This is a genomic window from Limnobacter alexandrii (assembly GCF_005871185.1).
Lineage (GTDB): Bacteria > Pseudomonadota > Gammaproteobacteria > Burkholderiales > Burkholderiaceae_B > Limnobacter > Limnobacter alexandrii.
Window position 1 is genome coordinate 538,451 of sequence record NZ_SWKN01000006.1, and the last position, 20,719, is coordinate 559,169.

General features: G+C 50.6%; 19 protein-coding genes. 10 read left to right on the top strand and 9 right to left on the bottom strand.

Going from position 1 to position 20,719, the window contains the following annotated elements; translation table 11 throughout:
• Positions 1-3 precede the first annotated feature (3 nt).
• A complete protein-coding gene (locus tag FCS97_RS02815; RefSeq protein WP_138516374.1) occupies positions 4-1,032 on the bottom strand; it encodes a hypothetical protein in 1,029 nt (342 codons plus the stop codon).
• A 40-nt stretch (positions 1,033-1,072) separates the two neighbouring features.
• Positions 1,073-1,342 (bottom strand): TIGR03643 family protein, encoded by a 270-nt coding sequence (locus FCS97_RS02820; protein ID WP_138516376.1) that lies wholly within the window; start codon positions 1,340-1,342, stop codon positions 1,073-1,075.
• A gap of 66 nt (positions 1,343-1,408) precedes the next feature.
• On the opposite strand from FCS97_RS02820, the gene FCS97_RS02825 reads away from it, so the two are divergent.
• Positions 1,409-1,870, top strand: a complete 462-nt coding sequence (locus tag FCS97_RS02825) for a DUF1499 domain-containing protein (protein ID WP_171035141.1) — start codon at positions 1,409-1,411, stop codon at positions 1,868-1,870.
• A 120-nt stretch (positions 1,871-1,990) separates the two neighbouring features.
• Positions 1,991-4,366 carry a PAS domain-containing protein gene (locus FCS97_RS02830; protein ID WP_138516380.1) on the top strand — a complete coding sequence of 792 codons (2,376 nt, stop codon included), beginning with the start codon at positions 1,991-1,993 and terminating at the stop codon, positions 4,364-4,366.
• 2 nt (positions 4,367-4,368) lie between these two features.
• Here the strand turns inward: FCS97_RS02830 and FCS97_RS02835 are convergent, their stop codons facing one another.
• Positions 4,369-4,857, bottom strand: coding sequence for a hypothetical protein (locus tag FCS97_RS02835; RefSeq protein ID WP_138516382.1), 489 nt, complete (start codon positions 4,855-4,857; stop codon positions 4,369-4,371).
• Positions 4,858-5,102: 245 nt separating this feature from the next.
• Between FCS97_RS02835 and FCS97_RS02840 the strand changes: the two genes are divergently transcribed.
• From FCS97_RS02840 to FCS97_RS02855, 4 genes are all read left to right on the top strand, one after another.
• A complete protein-coding gene (locus FCS97_RS02840; RefSeq protein WP_138516384.1) occupies positions 5,103-5,777 on the top strand; it encodes a response regulator transcription factor in 675 nt (224 codons plus the stop codon).
• Between the two features lie 36 nt (positions 5,778-5,813).
• Positions 5,814-8,810 (top strand): hybrid sensor histidine kinase/response regulator, encoded by a 2,997-nt coding sequence (locus FCS97_RS02845; protein ID WP_138516386.1) that lies wholly within the window; start codon positions 5,814-5,816, stop codon positions 8,808-8,810.
• Positions 8,811-8,951: 141 nt separating this feature from the next.
• A complete protein-coding gene (locus tag FCS97_RS02850; protein ID WP_138516388.1) occupies positions 8,952-9,404 on the top strand; it encodes a hypothetical protein in 453 nt (150 codons plus the stop codon).
• A gap of 19 nt (positions 9,405-9,423) precedes the next feature.
• A complete protein-coding gene (locus FCS97_RS02855) occupies positions 9,424-10,023 on the top strand; it encodes a hypothetical protein (RefSeq protein ID WP_138516390.1) in 600 nt (199 codons plus the stop codon).
• A gap of 7 nt (positions 10,024-10,030) precedes the next feature.
• Here FCS97_RS02855 and FCS97_RS02860 read toward each other — a convergent pair whose 3' ends face one another.
• Entirely contained in the window at positions 10,031-10,687 is a 657-nt protein-coding gene (locus tag FCS97_RS02860; protein WP_171035142.1) for a response regulator transcription factor, read from the bottom strand.
• A gap of 224 nt (positions 10,688-10,911) precedes the next feature.
• On the opposite strand from FCS97_RS02860, the gene FCS97_RS02865 reads away from it, so the two are divergent.
• Complete coding sequence (locus FCS97_RS02865; protein WP_138516394.1) at positions 10,912-11,313, top strand: hypothetical protein; 402 nt, start codon at positions 10,912-10,914, stop codon at positions 11,311-11,313.
• 6 nt (positions 11,314-11,319) lie between these two features.
• On the opposite strand, the gene mnmE is transcribed toward FCS97_RS02865, so the two are convergent.
• From mnmE to rpmH, 5 genes are all read right to left on the bottom strand, one after another.
• On the bottom strand, positions 11,320-12,699 hold the full coding sequence (gene mnmE / locus FCS97_RS02870; protein ID WP_138516397.1) for a tRNA uridine-5-carboxymethylaminomethyl(34) synthesis GTPase MnmE: 1,380 nt from the start codon (positions 12,697-12,699) through the stop codon (positions 11,320-11,322).
• Positions 12,671-14,371 carry a membrane protein insertase YidC gene (gene yidC / locus FCS97_RS02875; RefSeq protein ID WP_138516399.1) on the bottom strand — a complete coding sequence of 567 codons (1,701 nt, stop codon included), beginning with the start codon at positions 14,369-14,371 and terminating at the stop codon, positions 12,671-12,673. Before yidC ends, mnmE begins: the two co-directional genes overlap by 29 nt.
• Before the next feature lie 28 nt (positions 14,372-14,399).
• Positions 14,400-14,675 carry a membrane protein insertion efficiency factor YidD gene (yidD, locus tag FCS97_RS02880; RefSeq protein WP_341237037.1) on the bottom strand — a complete coding sequence of 92 codons (276 nt, stop codon included), beginning with the start codon at positions 14,673-14,675 and terminating at the stop codon, positions 14,400-14,402.
• Positions 14,612-14,899 carry a ribonuclease P protein component gene (locus tag FCS97_RS02885; RefSeq protein WP_246065779.1) on the bottom strand — a complete coding sequence of 96 codons (288 nt, stop codon included), beginning with the start codon at positions 14,897-14,899 and terminating at the stop codon, positions 14,612-14,614. The genes yidD and FCS97_RS02885 overlap by 64 nt, the downstream gene beginning before the upstream one ends.
• A gap of 105 nt (positions 14,900-15,004) precedes the next feature.
• Positions 15,005-15,139: a 50S ribosomal protein L34 gene (gene rpmH, locus FCS97_RS02890; protein WP_008247028.1), complete on the bottom strand. Its 135-nt coding sequence runs from the start codon at positions 15,137-15,139 to the stop codon at positions 15,005-15,007.
• 283 nt (positions 15,140-15,422) lie between these two features.
• Between rpmH and dnaA the strand changes: the two genes are divergently transcribed.
• The 3 genes from dnaA (at position 15,423) to gyrB (ending at position 20,704) form a co-directional block, all read left to right on the top strand.
• Positions 15,423-16,811 carry a chromosomal replication initiator protein DnaA gene (gene dnaA / locus FCS97_RS02895; protein WP_212746446.1) on the top strand — a complete coding sequence of 463 codons (1,389 nt, stop codon included), beginning with the start codon at positions 15,423-15,425 and terminating at the stop codon, positions 16,809-16,811.
• 228 nt (positions 16,812-17,039) lie between these two features.
• Positions 17,040-18,146: a DNA polymerase III subunit beta gene (gene dnaN, locus FCS97_RS02900; RefSeq protein ID WP_138516405.1), complete on the top strand. Its 1,107-nt coding sequence runs from the start codon at positions 17,040-17,042 to the stop codon at positions 18,144-18,146.
• A 32-nt stretch (positions 18,147-18,178) separates the two neighbouring features.
• Positions 18,179-20,704: a DNA topoisomerase (ATP-hydrolyzing) subunit B gene (gyrB, locus tag FCS97_RS02905; protein ID WP_138516407.1), complete on the top strand. Its 2,526-nt coding sequence runs from the start codon at positions 18,179-18,181 to the stop codon at positions 20,702-20,704.
• Positions 20,705-20,719 lie beyond the last annotated feature (15 nt).

The following is a 20,719-nucleotide window of genomic DNA, read 5'->3' on the forward strand; positions in this document are numbered from 1 at the left end:
CATTCAAGCAAGCAACTGTTTTTTCCAGGCTTTGATTTGTGCTTTGGCTGAAGGCAACACAAGGCGCCCCACGCGATCGATCCAGACGGGGTTTGGATCGTAGCCAAAATGGGTCACTGCAAGCGCCAGGGCCTCTTCATCCCACCCGTCGTCCGCGTACAAATCAAACAAGGCTTCAGCCAGCACAGGGCTTCTGGGCAAGGCACGCAGCCACTGCTCGGCCTGCACAATGGCATCACGTGAACGGCCTGCGTCGCGCAACATGCGCACAGCCACCACTGCCTCAAAATCATCCACTGCCGATTTCCGAAGCAACTCAGCCAACAGGCGCTTGTCACCCAAGTATTCAAGCAGTGCTCGCACACGCAACCTTCGCCAGCGTTTGTCAAAGGAGCGCCAGCTTACATTGCTGCTGGGCTGCATTTCGTTCATGTCATTGATTTCCAGCTCAAGCAAGCCAAGCACGGTGGACCTGTCACACAGCGCAATTTGTTTCCACCACCAGGAAGGGTCCACCAAGCCTGCCTGATCCAGCATGGCCACGGGATACACCAAATGTGCACGCTCTATGGAATTCTCAATACGACTGGACACGATGCCCAACCAGTCACGCGTGAATTCACGGACTGCCTTGAGCAAAAAAACGTGCTTGTCATCCGCACCCTCACAAATGGCCAACAACTTTTGAAGTCCATGCGCACCCAACTCAACCAATAAATTAGGGTCTTGCTGGCGCTGCAACTCCGATTGCAACCAACCATCAAGAATTTGGGTACGCACTGCGATGCGCTCGCAAGACTGCGCCGACGGACAACGCGCCTGCCCCACAAAGCGATTAATCAGTTGTTTGAGTTTTCGTGGCCTGGACTTCACGTCTGCTTCGTCAGTTGAATCGAGAAGCTCACAGCAACTTTCCAGAAACTGGAATGCCCGGTGTAGATCGGGCATATGCTGGGAGGCACGACCAAACCACAACATCCATTCTTGACCACTGCGTGCTGCCAATGGGGAGTTGTGCTGTTCCTTTAGCATTCAAGACCTCCGGATTCAACCGGGTTATTTGACGACTTGATTAACGGTTTTTGTAATGTGCTGGCGCGTAGGCTTTGGTGCGAACAAAGCCGCGCAATTTCAAGTGCTTGGTTTTGCGACCAGCGACACGTTCCCGCCACATTCTGAAGCTGCTGGCTTTCATGTGGGTTCGCATCAACTCGATGGTTTGCGATTCATCCAAACCGAATTGAAGCTTGATGGCCTCAAAAGGCGTTCGGTCTTCCCAGGCCATTTCTACAACGCGGGAAACCTCTTCTTCAGACAATTTAAACTGCAAAGACTTGGACATCTGATCTCACTGACCGCTAAACTGGAGAAAATTCAACAATCAGTATATGACAGAAGGGGCTTATACGTGAAAAGAGCATTGCTGGGCTTGATCGTGTTGATCACTGTGGTGATCATTGTTTTTTTTGGCCTTGGCCTGTACTCAGAGACCGGAAGCCCGCCTGGATTAAGCAACGGACAACTGGCACCCTGCCCCGACAAACCCAATTGCGTAAGCAGCGAAAGCTCGCCGTCCGACGATCACTCCATTGCTGCGTTTCCCGTCACGCCCGGCATGGGGGAAGAACCCCTGTTGAAGGTCAAGGAAGTCATCGAGTTGCTCGGTGGCGATGTAAATTTTTCAAACGAGCAATACCTGGCCAGCACCTTTACCAGCGATCTTTTTGGTTTTGTGGACGACGTTGAATTTCGTGTGGACCAGGGCAGCGGATTGCTGCATGTTCGTTCAGCTTCGCGCGTTGGATACAGCGACATGGATGCAAACAGGAAACGTGTAGAGCAAATACGGACACTTCTCATCAATAACTAGGGTAATTACCCACGCAACTTTCCTATTTTTTAATGGGTAGTTCAAAAGTGTAGTCCCTCATACGAGTGACAAAGTGTAAAGTGAGTGTCGAGAGGAAAGAGGGACGGAGATACTTCCACAATGAGCAGTCCAAATGAGATCAACGAGGCGGTCAGGCTCACTGAGCTTTACCAACTTGATATTCTGGACACGGAAAAAGAAGAGTATTTTGAAGCGCTTGTAGACTTGGGTTTGTCAGCGTTCAATTGCGCATTTTGCTTCATTGCATTTGTTGACTCCGATCGTCTCTGGTTCAAGGCCAAGCGGGGATTTGAAGTCAAGGAAGTACCGCGAGACCTGTCCATCTGCTCCTACACCATTCAGCACGAACAACCACATGTCATCAACGACTGTCTTGAGCACCCTGTGTTCAAAACCAATCCCTTGGTGCTCGGCAGCCCCTGGATACGCGCGTATTTGGGCATTCCTGTTCGCTCGGTGAGCGGCAACAACATTGGCACCTTCTGTTTGCTCGACAGCAACCCACGCACATGGAGCAAAACCGAAGTAACCATCGCGGTTGCTTTGGCCAAACTGGTTGAACACAGTCTCGTTGAACGCGCATTAAAAGCCAAAGAATCAAACGAATTGAATTCAAAACAACAACACAACAATATTCAAGGTTTAGGTAGCTGGAAGAACGCTGGGCACGGGGAATGGATTGAATTGTCGCCTTCGATGGAACAGTGGTTGAGCCTTTCGCAAACCCGTGTGGTACAAGCCAGTTGGTTCCACAATCTGCCGATTGTGGAAGACCGGGAAATGGTCGAGAAAGCACGACTTAAACGCGACGGAACTGCGTTTGTGTATCGGGTCCGGTTGCCTAGTGGTGACATCATTCGCTTTGAAGAACAGGTCTATGACAGTGGCAATTCTGGCGACACCCGCTTGTTCGGTTTGGTGAAAAAACTTCACGAACCCGACTTGGAGACACTTCATATTGATGCCTCAACCGAGACGGCAAACTTGCCCCGGATGGAACCCAACCAGGACCTGAAGAAATTTCCAAAATCATTCTTGAGAGAAACCGTGAAAGGCCGGGTCGCGCTCGATCATCAGGGTTTGATTACCGGATTGGCCAGCGCGGGTGACGATGAGTTCACCAAGGTAAAACACAAGGAAAGTTTTATTGATCTGCTTCACGGCGAGGATCAAGAAACATTTTCGAATGTTTTGGAACGCTGCCTGAAAACCAATACAAGCTCTGAGGCATGGGTCCGCCTTAACTTTCAGGATGAAAACAGCACCTGGCTTCGCATGGAGCTTTGTCCCAAAAAAGGATTTACGGCATTCAAGAAACCATCGGTGATTGTGCGTTTTACAGCGATGATCAACAAATCCTCGTCGGTTCAAAAATCAATCTTCGATGAAAGCCTGTTGAATTTGACGGGCACCTTGGCCAAAGTCGGGGGCTGGTACTATCACCTCGAAAGTGGATCTCTTAAAACCACAGAAACCTTGCGAGAAGTATTGAGCGCGAGCAAAGATTCACTGAACACGATATTTCACCTCAGCTCGATTCTATCCAGATTGTCAGGACGAAATATTGCAGTCCTGTTCATAGAATGTATCAACAACCGCAAACCAGCCAGCCTCGAATTCGAGTCGCAAGAAGCACAGGACAGAAAAAAATGGTTCCGGATGATGATCCGTCCCTCCATCAGTGACGACGGAGTGCCGATGGGTCTGTACGGCTCCATTCTTGACATTTCTGAAACCCGGCGTGTTGAACAGTCGTTGGAGAAAAATCTGCTGACGTACAATTTGATTGTCGACAACCTCACGGATGGCTTGGTTGAAATCGACTCAAATTTGAATGTCAGCTTTGTGAATCGCAACGCAAAAACCCTGCTTCAAAAAGACAAGGAACTCTTCGTTCACGCCCTGCCTTTGAATGAACTGATTCCGGATCTCGACAAGCAACAGTTTTCGACTTTGCTCGAAACGGTCAACCAGGTAGGCTTTTCAAAATCTGTCGAACAATTTGTAGGGTTCATTAAACGATGGATTTCGCTGCGTGTTTTCAAGTCGGGTACGGGATACACCATCCTGATCAAAGACATTACAAAACGCAAAAACCAAAGCAGCGACTTGTACATGCTGAACTCCGCGATTGAACAAATTCGTGAAGTCATCATGGTGACCAATGACATTCGCAAAACCAAAGACCCCTTTGGTTTGCTATACGTCAACTCGGCTTTTGAAACTTTTGTGGGCCAAAGCCGCGACAAATGGCTGGGAAGAAATCCCTATCATCTGATTCATGGTCGCATACCGACCCGACACTACCGCCAGTTGCTGGTTGGCTTTTTGAGCCGTCAAAAAATTCTTGTGAAAACGGAATATGAAATCAATCCCGAACACAAGGTGCCTTGCGACATCCTGATTTCACCGTTTCTGGACACCGCGCGCAATGCGCCTTGCTTTCTGATTGTGTTTCGGGTTTTTGAAAACTGAGATCAGGCCAGTGTGGCACCGAGGCTTGAATGATGTGTGCGTGGCGCAAACACCATGGCATGAATGGTTTTGACCAGATTGGTCATTGTTTCGGCGGTGTCTTTGCGCAAGAAACGCGCTTGCTGAAGGGCATCCGAACGATGTTCGGCCAAACTTTCTGCAAGCTCCAGGCTTTCCAGATTGCAAGACATGTAAGACACGGGTACCGCATGAACATACCTGCTGTAAAACACCAGAATGTCCTGCAGGTCATCATGCGCATTGTCGGGAAAATGAAGATCTGACAACACGGCAGATGGCAAAGGTCGCAGGCCTCGCTCAGCCTGATCAAAAGCGGCACGGATGTCCCCGAAGCGCTCAAACACCGTCAGGGAAATGGACAGGTAAGTCACTTTGGCAATTTCCTCGATCGCTTCTTCCACCACCAGGCGATAGAAAGGTGAATCTTCAGCGACCCAGACTTCCAGAGGTTTTGATTCCGACTCACTCACAACATTCACCTGGCCAAACGGCAATTACACTCGATAGCGTTAGGTTACTGTAAGGACCGTAAGCTAACGTCAACACAAAGAGACCCCCCCCTATTTGAGGGACAAATAATTCCGGGCCTGCACGCTTCAAATGAAGCCATCCTCCAAATGAAGGGGCATCGCTTCGAGGGTTCACACGTACCATAAATTGAATATATCGGTAATACCGGTTTTTATTTCTGGCAAACAAATTGGGAGGTTGCCGAATGAACCCCAACGCTGTACTTTTAATTGAAGATCATCCACTGGTGTCCATGATGCTGGCCGACATGCTGACCGAACATGCGCCAGACCTGAGTGTGCTCAAAGTGCCAACCATTCAGGCCAGCGAGCAATACATCCATGAGAATCCTCGCCTGGTGATTTTCGATTTGAACCTGCCGGACTGCGAAGGTGTAAATTCGGCCCAGCGTGTGCGCGATCTGTTTCCGTTCTCACAACTGCTGGCATTCACTGGCACCACTCACGACGATATTCTGCAAGAACTGGCGCAGATGGAAATACCCTGTGTGCGCAAATCTGCCGACTACCATGAATTGTTGGATGCGGTCATGAAAGGCCTGATGGCCACTGGTGTGAGCTGCCAGGAAGGCATGAATGCGGACAAAATGAAATCCAAAAATGAATTTCAGTCCAACATCATTGCCCCCGGGTCGAAGAAACCACTGACCTGGCGCCAGGTGGAAATCATGCGCCGCATTGCTGTGGGCATGACCGCGAAGGAAGCGGCTCGAGACATGAATTTGAGTCCCGAGACGGTTCGTGCCCACATGCGCGAAGTCCTTGTTAGACTAGGCGCTCAGAATCGAGCCCATGCCGTGTCAATTTTCACCAAGGCAGAGCGACAATCGCGGTTACTAGAAGAAGCGCAAAGTCATTAAGCCAGGGCCGAACAATTCCAATAACAAGGCTGGCCCATGAAACTCACCCTTCTGATTCGAATATTTGGCTTACTCATTCTGGTGTTCTCGATTTTCGGCATCGGCGTGAAAAGCATTTCGATTCACCAGCAAACCGTTCAGGAAGACTACTACCAGGCGTGGGCCTCAGATGAAGCCATTCTTGCGCGCACGCTTGCCGAGTTCGAGGCCATGCGCAAGCTGGTGCTGCTTTATGCCGCAAGCCGCAACCCGGAATACATCAACCACTACCTCGACATCGTAGGGCTGCACAACGGCAGTCGAATTTACACCAGCGAAGTGGGCGCAGACTACTGGGTCGATGTAATTACCGGTCAAAACAAAGAACCTGCGGTTTCGTGGGGCATTGGTCAAAACCTTAGCGAAAGGCTTTACTCACTTCGATTCATTGCGGAAAACGAACCTGCCATTGAACGCATTCTCGACCTTCGCCACCAACTCGAGAAAAATGAACTCAGCGCGTTTGCAAGTGGCATCACCCGCTTTGTCGACAAGCAGGAGGGGCAGTACCTCTCCGCACCCGAGGTGAAAGAAACATTTGGCGTTCTGTTCGATCGCGAACACATCGAGTTGACGAATGCACTTTCCGCAGAATTGTCCAGTTTCATTGCGCGCGAGAAAAGCCGATATCTGGGTTTGATTGATGCATCACGCAAAGAGCTGACCTACAGCGTTTACCTGGATGTGGTGTTCACCCTGCTGTTCTTGTTGGGCCTGTTCATCGGCTTGGTGTCAATCAAGAAAAAAGTGATCGACCCCATCAATTCGCTCTACAACGCCAGCGAAGAAATCATGAAGGGCGACTACACAGTGCGAGTGAACAATCGCACTGGCTCTCATGAAATCAACCTGCTGATTCGCGCATTCAACCGAATGATCCGCTCATTCCAACGCGACCTTGAAAAAAGCGAACGCGTGAAACAGGCGCTTGAGGAAGTCAGCCTGGCCAACGTTGAAAAAGAACGGGCCAAAAATGAGTCACGTATCAAAAGTTCTTTCCTGGCCAACATGAGCCACGAAATTCGCACCCCGATGAATGCCATTCTGGGCATGACCGCACTGACGCTGAAAACCGATCTGAACGAGAAACAGAAAGACTACCTGACCAAGATTCAACTGTCGGGCGACAACCTGCTTCACTTGCTCAACAGCATTCTGGATTTGTCAAAAATTGAATCGGACATGTTCAAGCTGGAGCAACGCCCTTTCCGGCTCGACGATGTGCTGGAAGAAGTGTTTGGCACCTTGGGCAATTCTGCCCTGGATAAAAACATACGACTGCTGTACACACTGCAAGGCAAAGGCCTGCAATCCACCTTGAACCGCCTGGTGGGCGATTCTTTGCGCGTTGGTCAAATTCTGAAAAACCTGATTGGCAATGCCATCAAGTTCACCAGCGAAGGACATGTCAACCTCACGGTCAAAGTGCTGAAACAACTGGATGAGCAAGTGACCTTGCAGTTCAGCGTCAGCGACACCGGCATTGGCATGAGCAAAGACCAGTTGCAACGCGTGTTCGACAAATTCACACAGGCCGATTCGAGCACCACACGCATGTTCGGTGGCAGTGGCTTGGGGCTCAGCATTGCCAAAGAACTGGTCCACCTCATGGAGGGCGACATTCACGCCCACTCCACACCGGGGCGTGGTTCGGTTTTTTACTTCACATTGAACCTGAAAACCCAGGAAACAGAGGCACCTGCACGCAATCCGAACCTGCTGCACGGCCCGGACATCAAACGCGCTTACATCTGCTCGCTGGACCAAAAACTGCATCGCTCCATTTCCAGCATTCTGGATCAGTTTTATGTGCCACTGGCAGCGCTTTCGGCCGAGGAACTTGTTACCGACCAACGTCCATTTGAAGCCAAGGACATTGTGTTCATCGACAGCGACATTGCAGCAACTTCTCCCGAATTGTTGTCTTTGCTCAAAGCGCATCACCAACACCACAACAACAACCTGGTGTGGTTGTCCAACCGCAATGCCGCTGAACTTCAACGCATTCATGGTGCAGACCCCAACAACCGCGTATTGACCACACCCATTTTGCCCGTCCACTTGATGAAACTGGCGGAACGCCATGTCAAACAGGCAACGCCCAAAACTACATCGAAAACCGCTGCGCCCCATAAAACAACAAAAACCATCGAGGCGGAGAACAGCAATCTAATCGAAGCTCGCACCGCAAAACTGCTTATCGTCGAGGATCATCCGCTGAATATGGAATTGCTGCTGGATTTCCTGAGCCCGAAAAACTACCAGATACGATGTGCAAAAGACGGAAGGGAAGCAATCCAGATTCTGAAAAACACACCCGAGCCTTTTGACCTGATGATTTCCGACCTGGAAATGCCTTTTGTCGACGGTTACCAGCTGGCCACTTGGGTTCGAGAGAATGCCGTGCATTGTGTAACGCCGATCATGGCGCTCACGGCACACGCATTCGAGCAAACCCGAGTTCGCTGCGAAGAACACGGTATTAATGATGTGCTGACCAAACCATTCCATGAGAAAAATTTGTTCGAAGCCATCAAGCGCTGCCTCCGGAACACCGAAGGTGTATTGACCGGATTCGAAACCAGGTCTGAAACCAGCCGACTCCCGTTGTCAGAGCACGCTGCAACAGCACCAGAACCAACAAATACCCCCCGTCATTCTGCAATTTTCAAGGTAGACAGCTTTGAGCCAGAAAGAATGGCGAAATACTTGGGCAAGTTTTTACAAACCAGTGAAAACCTGATTGAACGCCTGGAGGATTGTGCAAAAACCAATGACACCCAGACTCTCAAACGGGAAATTCACTCGCTGGCTGGCGTGCTGGGCATGTTGGGCACGGAAAGTGTCAAACAACAGTTTTCGAGAATGGACAAAGCACTGGAAGACCCGGCCGCACAAACCATGGTGATGGCTGAAATCAAGGACGTGTGGCCGACCATTGTGGATGAAGCCGAGAAAATTCTGGTGTTGATCAACCGGTTTGGAAAACATTGATTAAAGCCGTGCACAAGTAATTGTGTTCATACTCGGCATGTCTTACACTGAGTTCACAAGATTTAACAAAATAAAAAGTTCCTAGTAGTCGTGGTGTCAAGAACTTACCCAAAGTAGTCAAAGTATTTTCAAGGGTTTGACGTGAAACATTTTTTGCATTCAGTGATTACCAGCCTCGCGTTGTTGACGATGGTCGGTGCCCCCGGCGTGGCTCACGCCGAAGTGGTACTGGTGGGTTCCAGCAGCATTCACTTCAATGAAATTTCCAAAACAAAGCTGCGTGATTTGTACACCGGCCAAAGCCAGGCTGTTGGCGATTCCGCTGTGCTTGTGATTGATCGGCACGATGAGTTCGGGGAAAGAAGCCGGTTTATTTCAGGCACGCTTGGCTTCACCACCGAAGAGTTCCTCACTGTCCAGCGACTTCTGGAATGCATTGGGATCAGCAAAGCGCCCACAGTTGCGCGCGACAGCCAACACATGATCGACTTGCTGGCCAACAACACCAACGCACTGGGCTACCTTACCCGAAAGGAGTTGCAAGGCAATCCAACGAGGTCTAAATTAAAGCTCATCAAGGTACTGGCCGAATAGCTGGCCGAACAAGCGAAACATGGACAAGCTCAACGCGATGTTTGAATGCAGAAAACGGCTACCCTACCTTGGCTTGCTGTTCATCGTGCTGCTATTTGCAGGCACCCGCGCCCATGCATTTTGCGCAGGTACCTTGATCAAGGAAATCAAGGCCATCGCCAGCAACCCCGAGGTCATTGAGGCCGTCAAAGCATCCAATGCACGCCAGCTCACCAAAGCCCAAGTCATGGAGCTGGATGAGAAATGGATCAAACTAAACGGACGTCTACCCGAAGCAGAGCAGATCAAAAAGTCCAACGTGTCCACGCTGCTCAATACGGAGATGAACAAACAGAGTTATTTCAAAGAAGCCATCCTGACGGGCAACCAGGGCGAGACGGTGGCAATGAACATAGTGACCAGCGACTACTGGCAAGGCGACGAGGAAAAATTCACCGCTGTTTTCGACACCAACTTGCCCTCGAGAAAACCCGATGCGCACATCTCCAGAGCCCGCTGGGACGACAGCACCAAAGCCATGATCGCGCAGGTTAGCGTGCCTGTATACGATGGGGACATCATGGTAGGTACATTGACAGTGGGTGTGGACTTGAAACGCGTACCCCACACCAACCATTGACGCTGAATTAATCGTTCTGCTTCATCTTCACACTGCGTTCTGCTTTCAGAAACACATTCACCGCCTGCGCCTTGTTCGACACTTCCAGGCGTTTGAAAATTTCCCGAATGTGACCCCGCACGGTTTCCGGACTCAGCCCGATTCGTTGCGCCACCATTTTTGCAGACAAGCCTTCTGCGGTCATTCGCATGATTTCCACCTGTCGCCAGGTCAACGGCTTCGCGCCTGGATAGGCCACGATGTTCGATTGATGCTCGTTGGCAGGGGCGCTGTCTGACGAAGTGCGATTCAATATGCCGGACTTGAAAAGTACGGACTCAATTTCATGGGCCAAGGCCGACTGGCTGCAGGTTTTTTCGATCACCGAATAACCCGACTGAGCAGCCCTGGCTTGTATGGATTCATTGACAAAACCCGTGTAGATCAAGCCACACACATTGGGAAACATGGAATCTAGCCAATCAATAGTTTCCTGCCCCTTGGAATCAACCAAGGTCAGATCAAAAATAATCAGGTCAGGTTTTTCAAACAAGTGCTCGCGGGCTTGAACCAGGCTGGTTGCAACATGAATTTGAGTGTGTGGCGCCATGTCTTTGCACACATCCTCGATCACCATGGAGATCAGTGGGTGATCTTCAAGCACCAATATTTTTTGATTTTTCATTGTTCGCAGGCTAAGTGATGCACACAGGACCTTGAGGTCTCTTCTTCCACCTGAAGAGTACATGAATTCAGGGTAACAATTAAGCCCGCATTTTGCCTTTTTTTACAAAGGGTTCCGCATTTCGGGGGGGCATCACAAACAAGCATCCTCATTTCACGGAATGGGCAGGAATTTTTAACTCCGTAAGATGAATTCATAGCGAATCTTTTGCGGAGCAAGACATCATGACAATTGCACTGGTCCAACACCACCAACACGACCATGAACCACTTTATTTCCGCCAATCGGAAGCAAGGGTCACCATGGAACTGGACAATGTGGCGCACGGCTTGAAACATTTTGCCCAACAACTGCGCAAAACCGGTTCCGTCCAGGCACGCTTTGCCTTGGTGGTTCAGCTAAAAACCTGGGCACTGAACAAGCCTACCCTGCAAACCCTGATGACCCAATACCTTGACGAAGTAGAACGCACACAGCAAGTGGTTCACCTCGACCCGGAAAGCCATCAGGAATCGATTGAATCGCTGTGCGAACAACTGGTGTTTTTAAGTGCGGTGTTTGAACAGGAATCGGAGTTGATCGACCAGATGGCTTTTGCCGACCCGCAATTGATATTGTGCGACTAAAGAAACTTACTTGCCGATACAAAACCGGCTGAAAATCAAACCCAGCAGATCATCGGGCAACATACGCCCGGTGATCTCTCCCAGAGCATCATGCGCAAGGCGCAGCTCCTCGGCAAACAAATCCAGAATTCGATCATCCTGTTGCGCAAACTCATGCGCAACGGCCAAATGTTGACCACACACCATCAAGGCATCCACATGGCGCTGGCGTGCCATGAAACCATGATCTGGCGTGTGGGCAATGCCCACCTTGGCCAAGATGGCATCTTTCAACAATTCCAGCCCCTGACCATTCTTGGCAGAAACCGGCAACACATCTGGTGGCAACTGCGGTAACTCAGGCAGCAAATCAACCTTGTTCAACACCGTGATGGTGGGCAAATGAACGGGGAATTCAAGATGTGTATCCAGCGCATTCAGAGGCCACTGTGTGGAGTCCTGAAGGATCAACAACAAATCGGCTTCTTCCACCGATTTTCGAGTTCGCTCAATACCAATTCTTTCGACTTCGTCCACGGTATCGCGCAAGCCCGCAGTGTCGACCAGCACCAATGGAATGCCGCGAATGTTTAATTCCTGTTTGATCCTGTCACGCGTAGTGCCCGCAATGGCAGACACAATCGCCACTTCCTCGCCAGCCAAAGCATTGAGCAAACTCGATTTGCCAACATTGGGCTCGCCCACCAGCACAATTTGCAGGCCATCGCGAAACTTCACGCCTTCTTGTGCCGCGCCCAGCAACTGATTGTGCGCATTCAAAATGCCAGCCAATTGCCCCTTGGCGTCGGCTTTTTCAAGAAACTCGATTTCCTCTTCCGGAAAATCGAGCGTGGCCTCGAGCAACAAACGCAAATGCACAATGCGATCGGCCAGTTCATTCACCTGTTTCGAGAAGACACCACTGAGCGATGCCGCCGCCGCTTTGGCTGTGGCCATGGAACCAGCGTCAATCAAATCAGCCACCGCTTCAGCCTGGGCCAAGTCCAGTTTGTCGTTTAAAAACGCGCGCTGTGTGAATTCACCGGGCATGGCATGCCGCAAAGGAATTTCCAGCTGCCGGGCAACCGCCAAAGCGTGCGCAACGACACCTTGCAACACAGCCTGACCACCATGGCCTTGAAACTCCAGCACATGCTCGCCTGTGAACGACGCTGGCGCATTGAATAACAAAGCGATGCCTTCGTCGATGGCATGTTGTTCAAAGTCTCGAAGCGTAAGAAGTGTGGCCAGGCGCGGCTTGGGCAATTTGCCACAAAACGCCGTGCAAAAGTTGTGAAAATCGGATTGGGATGGAAAAGAAAACCGCACCACCCCCACCCCGCCCTTACCGGGCGCGGTGGCGATGGCCACGATGGGATCACCGTGCGGTGGCTGGTGCAGACTCAATTTGACGTGTAATCACCCATTGCTGGGCAATGGACAAGATGTTGTTGACAACCCAGTACAAGACCAAACCAGCCGGGAAGAAAATGAACATGACCGAGAACACCAAAGGCATGATCATCATGATTTTCGCCTGCACAGGATCGGGCGGTGTTGGGTTCAACTTGGTTTGAATGAACATGGTGACCGCCATGATCACCGGCAATATGTAGAAGGGATCGGGTGCGGCCAGGTCAGTAACCCAACCCAACCAGGGTGCATTGCGCATTTCCACGCTGGCCAGCAACACCCAATACAAAGCAATAAACACGGGGATCTGAATCAGGATGGGCATGCAACCGCCCAGTGGGTTGATCTTTTCGCGCTTGTACATTTCCATCATGGCGCGCTGAAAGCCCATTTTGTCATCGCCATATTGCTCTTTCAGCTTTTGCATGCGCGGGCCCACCTTGCGCATTTTGGCCATCGACTTGTAACTGGCCGCCGACAAGGGGAAAAACACAAGTTTGATCAAGATGGTAAGCACCACGATCGCCCAGCCCCAGTTTCCAACAAAACCATGAATTTTTTCCAGCAGCCAGTAAATCGGCTGGGCAATTACTGTTAACCAGCCATAATCCACCACCAGATCCAGACCAGGAGACAAGGCCTCCAGCACGCGCTGGTCTTGAGGGCCTGTGTACAACTTGGCCGTGTACGTTGCGGTTTGCTCAGGTGCCAAGGTACCCAGGCTGCTGACCAAACCGATTGAATACAGATTGGAATCAACCTGGCGCGTGTAATTCTCGCGGGGACCGTCTTGACCAACAATTGCCGACACAAAATAATGCTGAATCATGGCCAACCAGCCAGAGTCGGCTGTTTTTACATAGTCGGCACTGCGATCGGCGATGTCTTCAAAATCAATTTTCTGATACTTCTTTTCAGGGGTGTAAACCGCAGGACCCGTGAATGTGGCGTACAAGGCAGAATCACTTTCCAGCGGGTTGCCATCGCGGGTAATTTGAACATAGGCGCTGGGTGAAACTGGCTCAGCATTCAAGTTGCGTGCATTGATCACCATATCAATGTCGTAGCGATTTTTGAAAATGGTGTAAGTAGTCGTGTTCTCCAGACCACCGCTGGTGGCTTTAAACACCAATTTCAATTGATCCTGACCGGGTGCAAATTCGGTAGAACCCGATACCAACTCGAACAAGGTTCGATGATTAGGCGCATCTGGCACTCCCACCAAGCCTGCCTGACCCAAATAGGTTCGATTCGTGGTTTGCTCAAACAACTGAACCGGCAATTCAGGATTTTCGGCGGCAGGGTGGTTTAACAACTTTGACGTGATCAGTTGCGCGCCCTGGCTTGAGAACTGCAATTCAAGCACATCGGTTTTCACGGTAATTGTTTGAGCAGCAGGTGCGGCCTCCGTGGGGTTTGCCACAATCGCATTTGGATCGGCGGGAACGTTTCCACCAGTCGGAGCCACGGCCTGAGGCAAGTCATTGGCTGCAGTGGATCCTGTTGATGAATTGCCTGCCTTGGCTTGATCGCCTTTCTCGCTGGTTTGAGCGCCAGTGCTGAGGCCAAACAGGGTAGGTTTGCCAATAGAAGCCTGATAATTGTCCCACAGCATGATGAGAGACAAACTGAATATCATCAAGAGGACTAGCCTGCGCGTTTCCATTTAAATCCTTAAATACTAAACTTAGTGACTAAGAGTCGTGACTGGTGCGGCGTGCCTCGGGAACAGGGTCCAGACCGCCAGCATTCCAGGGATTGCATCGACAAATGCGGCCAAAAGACAAAGCCGCGCCTTTCCATGCGCCATGAATTTTAACTGCTTCAAGGGCATATTCCGAGCAACTGGGGTAAAAACGGCAAGAAGGCGGGAAAAGGGGGCTAACAGCGAGCTGATAACCACGGATCAGTGCTGTGATGGCACGCGCCGTGAGAGATCGTTGAAAAGTTGTTGGAGTTCTGTCCACCACGCCGCTCGATCTGAATGACCTACTGCACTCACTGGTTTGCTCAAGCGAACCAGAAATTTGCCTTGGTAGTTACCCAGTGCTTCCTGGCAGGCGTGGCGAATCAGGCGTTTCAGCGTGTTTCGATCCACGGCCCGTTTGGCCAAGCGTTTGGGAATCAGTATTCCGAACTGCGGTGGGGTGTCTTCGAACAATGCGTGCAGCATCAAACGATCTGTTTTGGCCACTGGCCTGGTTTTTAACAGGCCACCGAATGTTTCAGATCGAGTAATTTTTGTCGCATGCGACCCGGAACCCACCCTGTGCAATTCAGAATGTTCAAAGTACCGGGCTTAAACGGACAGACGTGCACGGCCTTTGGAGCGACGTGCGCGCAGCACGGCACGACCACCACGGGTGCGTGAACGTACCAAAAAGCCGTGTGTTCTTTGACGGCGAACTTTAGAAGGTTGATAAGTGCGTTTCATGGCAAGCCTCTGGCCCACATGGGCTTAAAATTTGGCGAAAAATAAGTTAAAACTGGTTTGGCCCTTGGTTCGGCAAATTAAGCCTGGCTGACAAAGATCAAAGCGCACACCAAGGGAACCCGAAATTATAGAGGCAAACTCAGGAAAAACCTAGAAAAATCTGCAAGTTCGCGTGAAGGCGGTCAATCACTCACTCAATCCGTGGGGGTTTGGATACAATGGAGCGCTGAGTTTTAATTCCTGCAAAGCAGTTCATCCGAATAATAAGGCTGTTCATAACGTGATTGATCAATTCTGGAACCACTGTGTTGAAGCGCTTCGGAAGGAAATTCCAGCCCAACAAATCAAGCTGTGGATCGAACCACTCACCGTGGTTGAATTTGATGAAGACACCGCCAGCCTGAGCATGGCTGCTCCCAACCGCTTCAAACTGGACTGGGTTCTGAATAACTACGGGGGCCGCTTCAATGAATTGGCGACCGAGTTTTTTGGCTGCGACATGGCCATCCAATGGCAAGTGGCCGCCAAGCAGGCCAGCCCACTGGTTGCCCCACCCCCGGCTTCTGCCAAAAACAACAACGAGGCTGTTACCCAAGGCGCGCCCAAGGTTGCGGCCGTGAAGCGTGACGAGATTGCTGCCACGGTTTACGAACGTAGCCGCTTGAATCGTGACCTTTGTTTTTCCAATTTTGTGTCGGGCCGTGCCAACCAGCTGGCCAGGGCTGCCGCTGAACAAGTGGCCTCCAACCCGGGCGTAAGCTACAACCCCCTGTTTTTATACGGCGGCGTGGGCTTGGGTAAAACCCACCTGATTCATTCCATCGGTAACCGCTTGCTTGAACAAAACCCAAACACTCAAATTCGGTACATTCATGCTGAACAATATGTAAGCGATGTCGTGAAGGCCTATCAAAAGAAGGCTTTTGAGGAATTCAAGCGCTCGTATTACTCGCTCGACCTGCTGCTGATCGACGATATTCAGTTTTTTGGTGGCAAAAGCCGCACGCAAGAAGAGTTTTTCTACGCCTTTGAGCAACTGATTGCCGCCAAAAAACAAATTATCATCACCAGCGACACCTACCCAAAAGACATTCAGGGCATGGATGACCGCCTGATTTCGCGGTTCAACAGCGGCTTGACCGTGGCCATTGAGCCTCCGGAACTTGAAATGCGGGTGGCCATTCTGCTGAAAAAAGCCGAACAGCAAAAAATACTGTTTTCGGAAGATGTGGCGTTTTTTGTGGCCAAGCACATGCGAAGCAACATTCGTGAGCTGGAGGGTGCCTTGCGCCGAATCATGGCGTTTGCCAGCTTTCACAACAAGCCTGTGACCATGGATTTGGTGCGGGAAGCCTTGCGCGACATGATTTCTGTGCATCATGGGCAAGTGTCGGTGGAGAGTATTCAGAAAACCGTGGCCGATTACTACAAAATCAAGGTCGCGGACATGTTTTCCAAGCGCAGGCAGGCTCAAATTGTGCTTCCACGCCAGGTGGCGATGTACTTGGCCAAAGAGTTGACCGAGAAAAGCTATGTCGAAATTGGCGAGTTGTTTGGCGGGCGTGACCACACCACAGTGCTTCATGCGGTGAACAAGATATCGGAATTGCGAAATCAGTCTTCAGAGTTGAACCATGCGCTGCATGTGCTGGACCAAACGCTGAAGGGTTGATTTAGAATTGTGGATAACTGTGTAACAACCGTGCACAACAATGCGAGTTATCCACAGAAAAAAAAGAACCCCGGAGAATCGAAAAAAGTTATCCACAGTATGCAGATCGAGTCCCGGAAGTTCTACACCAGTTTTAAAAGAACCTAAGAAGCTCAATTCAAAGGGGAAAATAGAGTTGTCCACAGAATTGAATCAACTCTATTAACTAATCCTATAAGGAAATATTAAATGGAATTAATTCATAGCTCACGCGATGCATTGGTTCGAAAACTGCAAATCGTCAGCAACATCGTCGAACGTCGAAACACCTTGCCGGTGTTGGCCAACATTCTGTTGAAAAAACAGGGCGGCCTGCTGACACTGCTGTCTTCAGACATTGAAATGCAGATTCAAACCAGTGCTGAAGTGGGTGCGGGTGGCGAAGACACCGCAACCACTGTGGCTGCGAGAAAATTCCTGGATATTTTGAGATCACTGCCAGAAGACTCGGATGTGATGGTGAAACTGGACGGCAAGAAAATGTCGGTGCAGGCCAAGAAAAGCCGTTTTGCACTGCAAACCTTGCCCGCAGAAGACTTTCCTCTGGTGCAAGAGCCCAAGGAATGGGTCACGCAAATCAGCTTGCCGCAAAAAATGTTGAAGAACCTGTTGGGCATGGTTCATTTTTCCATGGCTCAACAAGACCTGCGCTATTACCTGAACGGTGTTTTGTTGGTCATTGAAAGCGCCTGTGTGCGCGCTGTGGCCACCGATGGACACCGTTTGGCCTATGCCGATGCACCTGGACAGGGCGGTACTGCCAAGCATGAAGTGATTGTTCCCCGTAAAACGGTACTCGAGCTCTCGCGCTTGTTAAATGACACCGATGACACCGTAACCATTGATTTGGCCAGCAACCAGGCCAAGTTCACTTTTTCAGACATCACCTTGATCACCAAGCTGGTTGAGGGCAAGTTTCCCGACTATCAGCGGGTTATTCCGAAAACCCATCAACACCATGTGGTGATTGCCCGTGACGCACTTTTGCATTCCTTGCAGCGCGCTTCCATTCTGACCAGTGACAAGTTTCGCGGCATTCGCTGGGTATTGGGCGCCAATGGTTTAACCATTGTGGCCAACAACTCGGATCAGGAAGAAGCCCGGGATGAAATGGAAGTGGAGTATCAAGGTCCCGAGATTGATGTGGGTTTTAACGTAAACTACCTGTTGGATGTGTTGAACAACCTCAAATCGGAAACCGTGCAGTTCACGTTGCAAGACGGAAACAGCAGTGCATTGGTGACTACCCCTGGCAAAGACGATTTCAAATATGTCGTTATGCCCATGCGTATTTAAAACGACAATAAAGCGAAAACAACAACACCCTTATGACTTCAGAAACACAGAACAACGGTGACTTGCCGGTACTCGGCAACAACGCAGACTACGGCGAAGGTTCAATCCAGATTCTCGAAGGTCTGGAGGCGGTCAGAAAACGACCCGGCATGTACATCGGTGACACATCGGATGGTACGGGCCTGCACCACCTGGTGTTTGAAGTCGTTGACAACTCGATTGATGAAGCGTTGGCTGGTCACTGTGATGACATCGTAGTGACCATTCATGCCGACAATTCAATCAGTGTGACTGACAACGGCCGGGGTATCCCGACCGGCGTGAAAATGGATGACAAGCATGAGCCCAAGCGCTCTGCTTCCGAAATTGCACTGACTGAATTGCACGCGGGTGGCAAGTTCAACCAGAACAGCTACAAGGTTTCCGGCGGTTTGCACGGTGTGGGTGTGAGTTGTGTGAATGCGCTTTCCAGTTGGTTGCGTTTGACTGTTCGCCGTGAAGGCAAGGTTCATCAGCTTGAGTTTGCGCGGGGTTTTGTTCAAAACCGCATTATTGAGCAGCTTGATGGTGTTGATGTGTCGCCCATGAAAATTGTGGGCACCACCGACAAACGCGGTACCGAAGTTCACTTTCTACCCGATACACAAATTTTTCAGCAGAACTACGATTTTCACTATGAAATTCTGGCCAAGCGCCTGCGTGAACTCAGTTTTCTGAACAATGGTGTGCGCATTCGCCTGAAAGACGAACGCACGGGCAAGGAAGACGACTTCGCCGGCAGCGGCGGTGTGATGGGTTTTGTTGAATTCATCAATGCCAACAAGAAAATTTTGCACCCGAATACGTTTTACGCCGCTGGCGAGCGCCCCGCGGAAACATACGGTGGTATTCCAGGCACCAGCATTGGTGTCGAAGTGTCGATGCAATGGAACGACGGTTTTAATGAATCGGTGCTGTGTTTCACCAACAACATTCCGCAGCGCGATGGTGGTACTCACCTGACGGGTCTGCGTGCGGCCATGACCCGCGTAATTGGCAAATACATTGAAGTCAATGAAATTGCCAAGAAGCAGAAAGTGGAAGTGACAGGCGATGACATGCGCGAAGGTTTGTGCTGCGTGCTTTCCGTCAAGGTGCCTGAGCCCAAGTTTTCAAGCCAGACCAAAGACAAACTGGTTTCCAGCGAAGTGCGTGCGCCTGTGGAAGACATTGTCGCCAAGGTGCTGAGCGAGTTCCTTGAGGAACGCCCGAACGACGCCAAGCTGATTTGCAGCAAAATTGTAGAAGCGGCCCGCGCCCGCGAAGCGGCTCGCAAGGCCCGTGACATGACACGCCGCAAAGGTGTGCTCGATGGCGTTGGCCTTCCGGGCAAATTGGCTGATTGCCAGGAACGTGACCCCGCCAAATGTGAAATTTACATTGTTGAGGGTGATTCTGCGGGCGGTTCAGCCAAACAGGGTCGTGACCGCAAGTTTCAAGCAATTTTGCCGCTGCGCGGTAAAGTGTTGAACGTTGAAAAGGCGCGCTTTGACAAGCTGTTGACTTCAGAACAGATCACGACCTTGATTACAGCCTTGGGCACCAGCATTGGGAAAGATGATTTCAATCTGGCCAAGCTGCGTTATCACCGCATCATCATCATGACCGACGCGGACGTCGACGGTGCCCACATTCGCACTTTGCTGCTCACCTTGCTGTATCGCCAAATGCCTGAATTGGTCGAACACGGGCATGTGTACATTGCACAGCCGCCGCTGTACAAAGTAAAGCACGGTAAGGAAGAACGTTACCTGAAAGATGATCAGGAAGAGGCCCAGTACATGCTTGGCATTGCGATGGACAAGGCTGCCCTGATTCCCGGTGAGGGCAAGGACGCCATCAAGGGAGAGGCACTTGAAGAACTGGCACGCCAGTTTGTTACAGTTGAAGCCGTGGTGCGCCGTTTAAGCCGAATGATCGATCCCGATGTGTTGAATGCAATTGTTGAAGGTGTAGAACTGGACCTGGACAATGAGGAAGCATCGAAAGCAAGTGCGGCCCGTTTACAGGCGGTGCTCGATCCAACCATCATGACCGTGTTCTCTCAGTTTGATGAGCAAAGTGACAAACACCGTGTGTTGATTCACCGACGCCACCACGGCAATGTGCGGGTTACAACCATTGATCCTGATTTTGTTCACGGGGCTGACTATCCCTTGCTGTCGCATGCTGCAAAAACCTTCAAAGGCTTGATCTCTGAAGGTGCGGAAATTCAGCGCGGCGAGGGTGAAAAACAAAAAGTGCAAGCGGTACAAAGCTTCCGCGAAGCCATGCACTGGTTGCGTGAGCAGGCTGAAAAATCAATTTCAAAACAGCGTTACAAGGGCTTGGGTGAAATGAACCCGCAACAACTTTGGGAAACCACGATGGATCCCAATGTTCGCCGTTTGCTGCGCGTTCAAATTGAGGATGCGATTGCCGCAGATCAAATTTTCACGACCCTGATGGGCGATGAAGTTGAACCAAGGCGAGCATTCATCGAAAGCAACGCCCTGAAAGCTGGAAATATTGACGTTTAATTGCAGTGCTGCTGG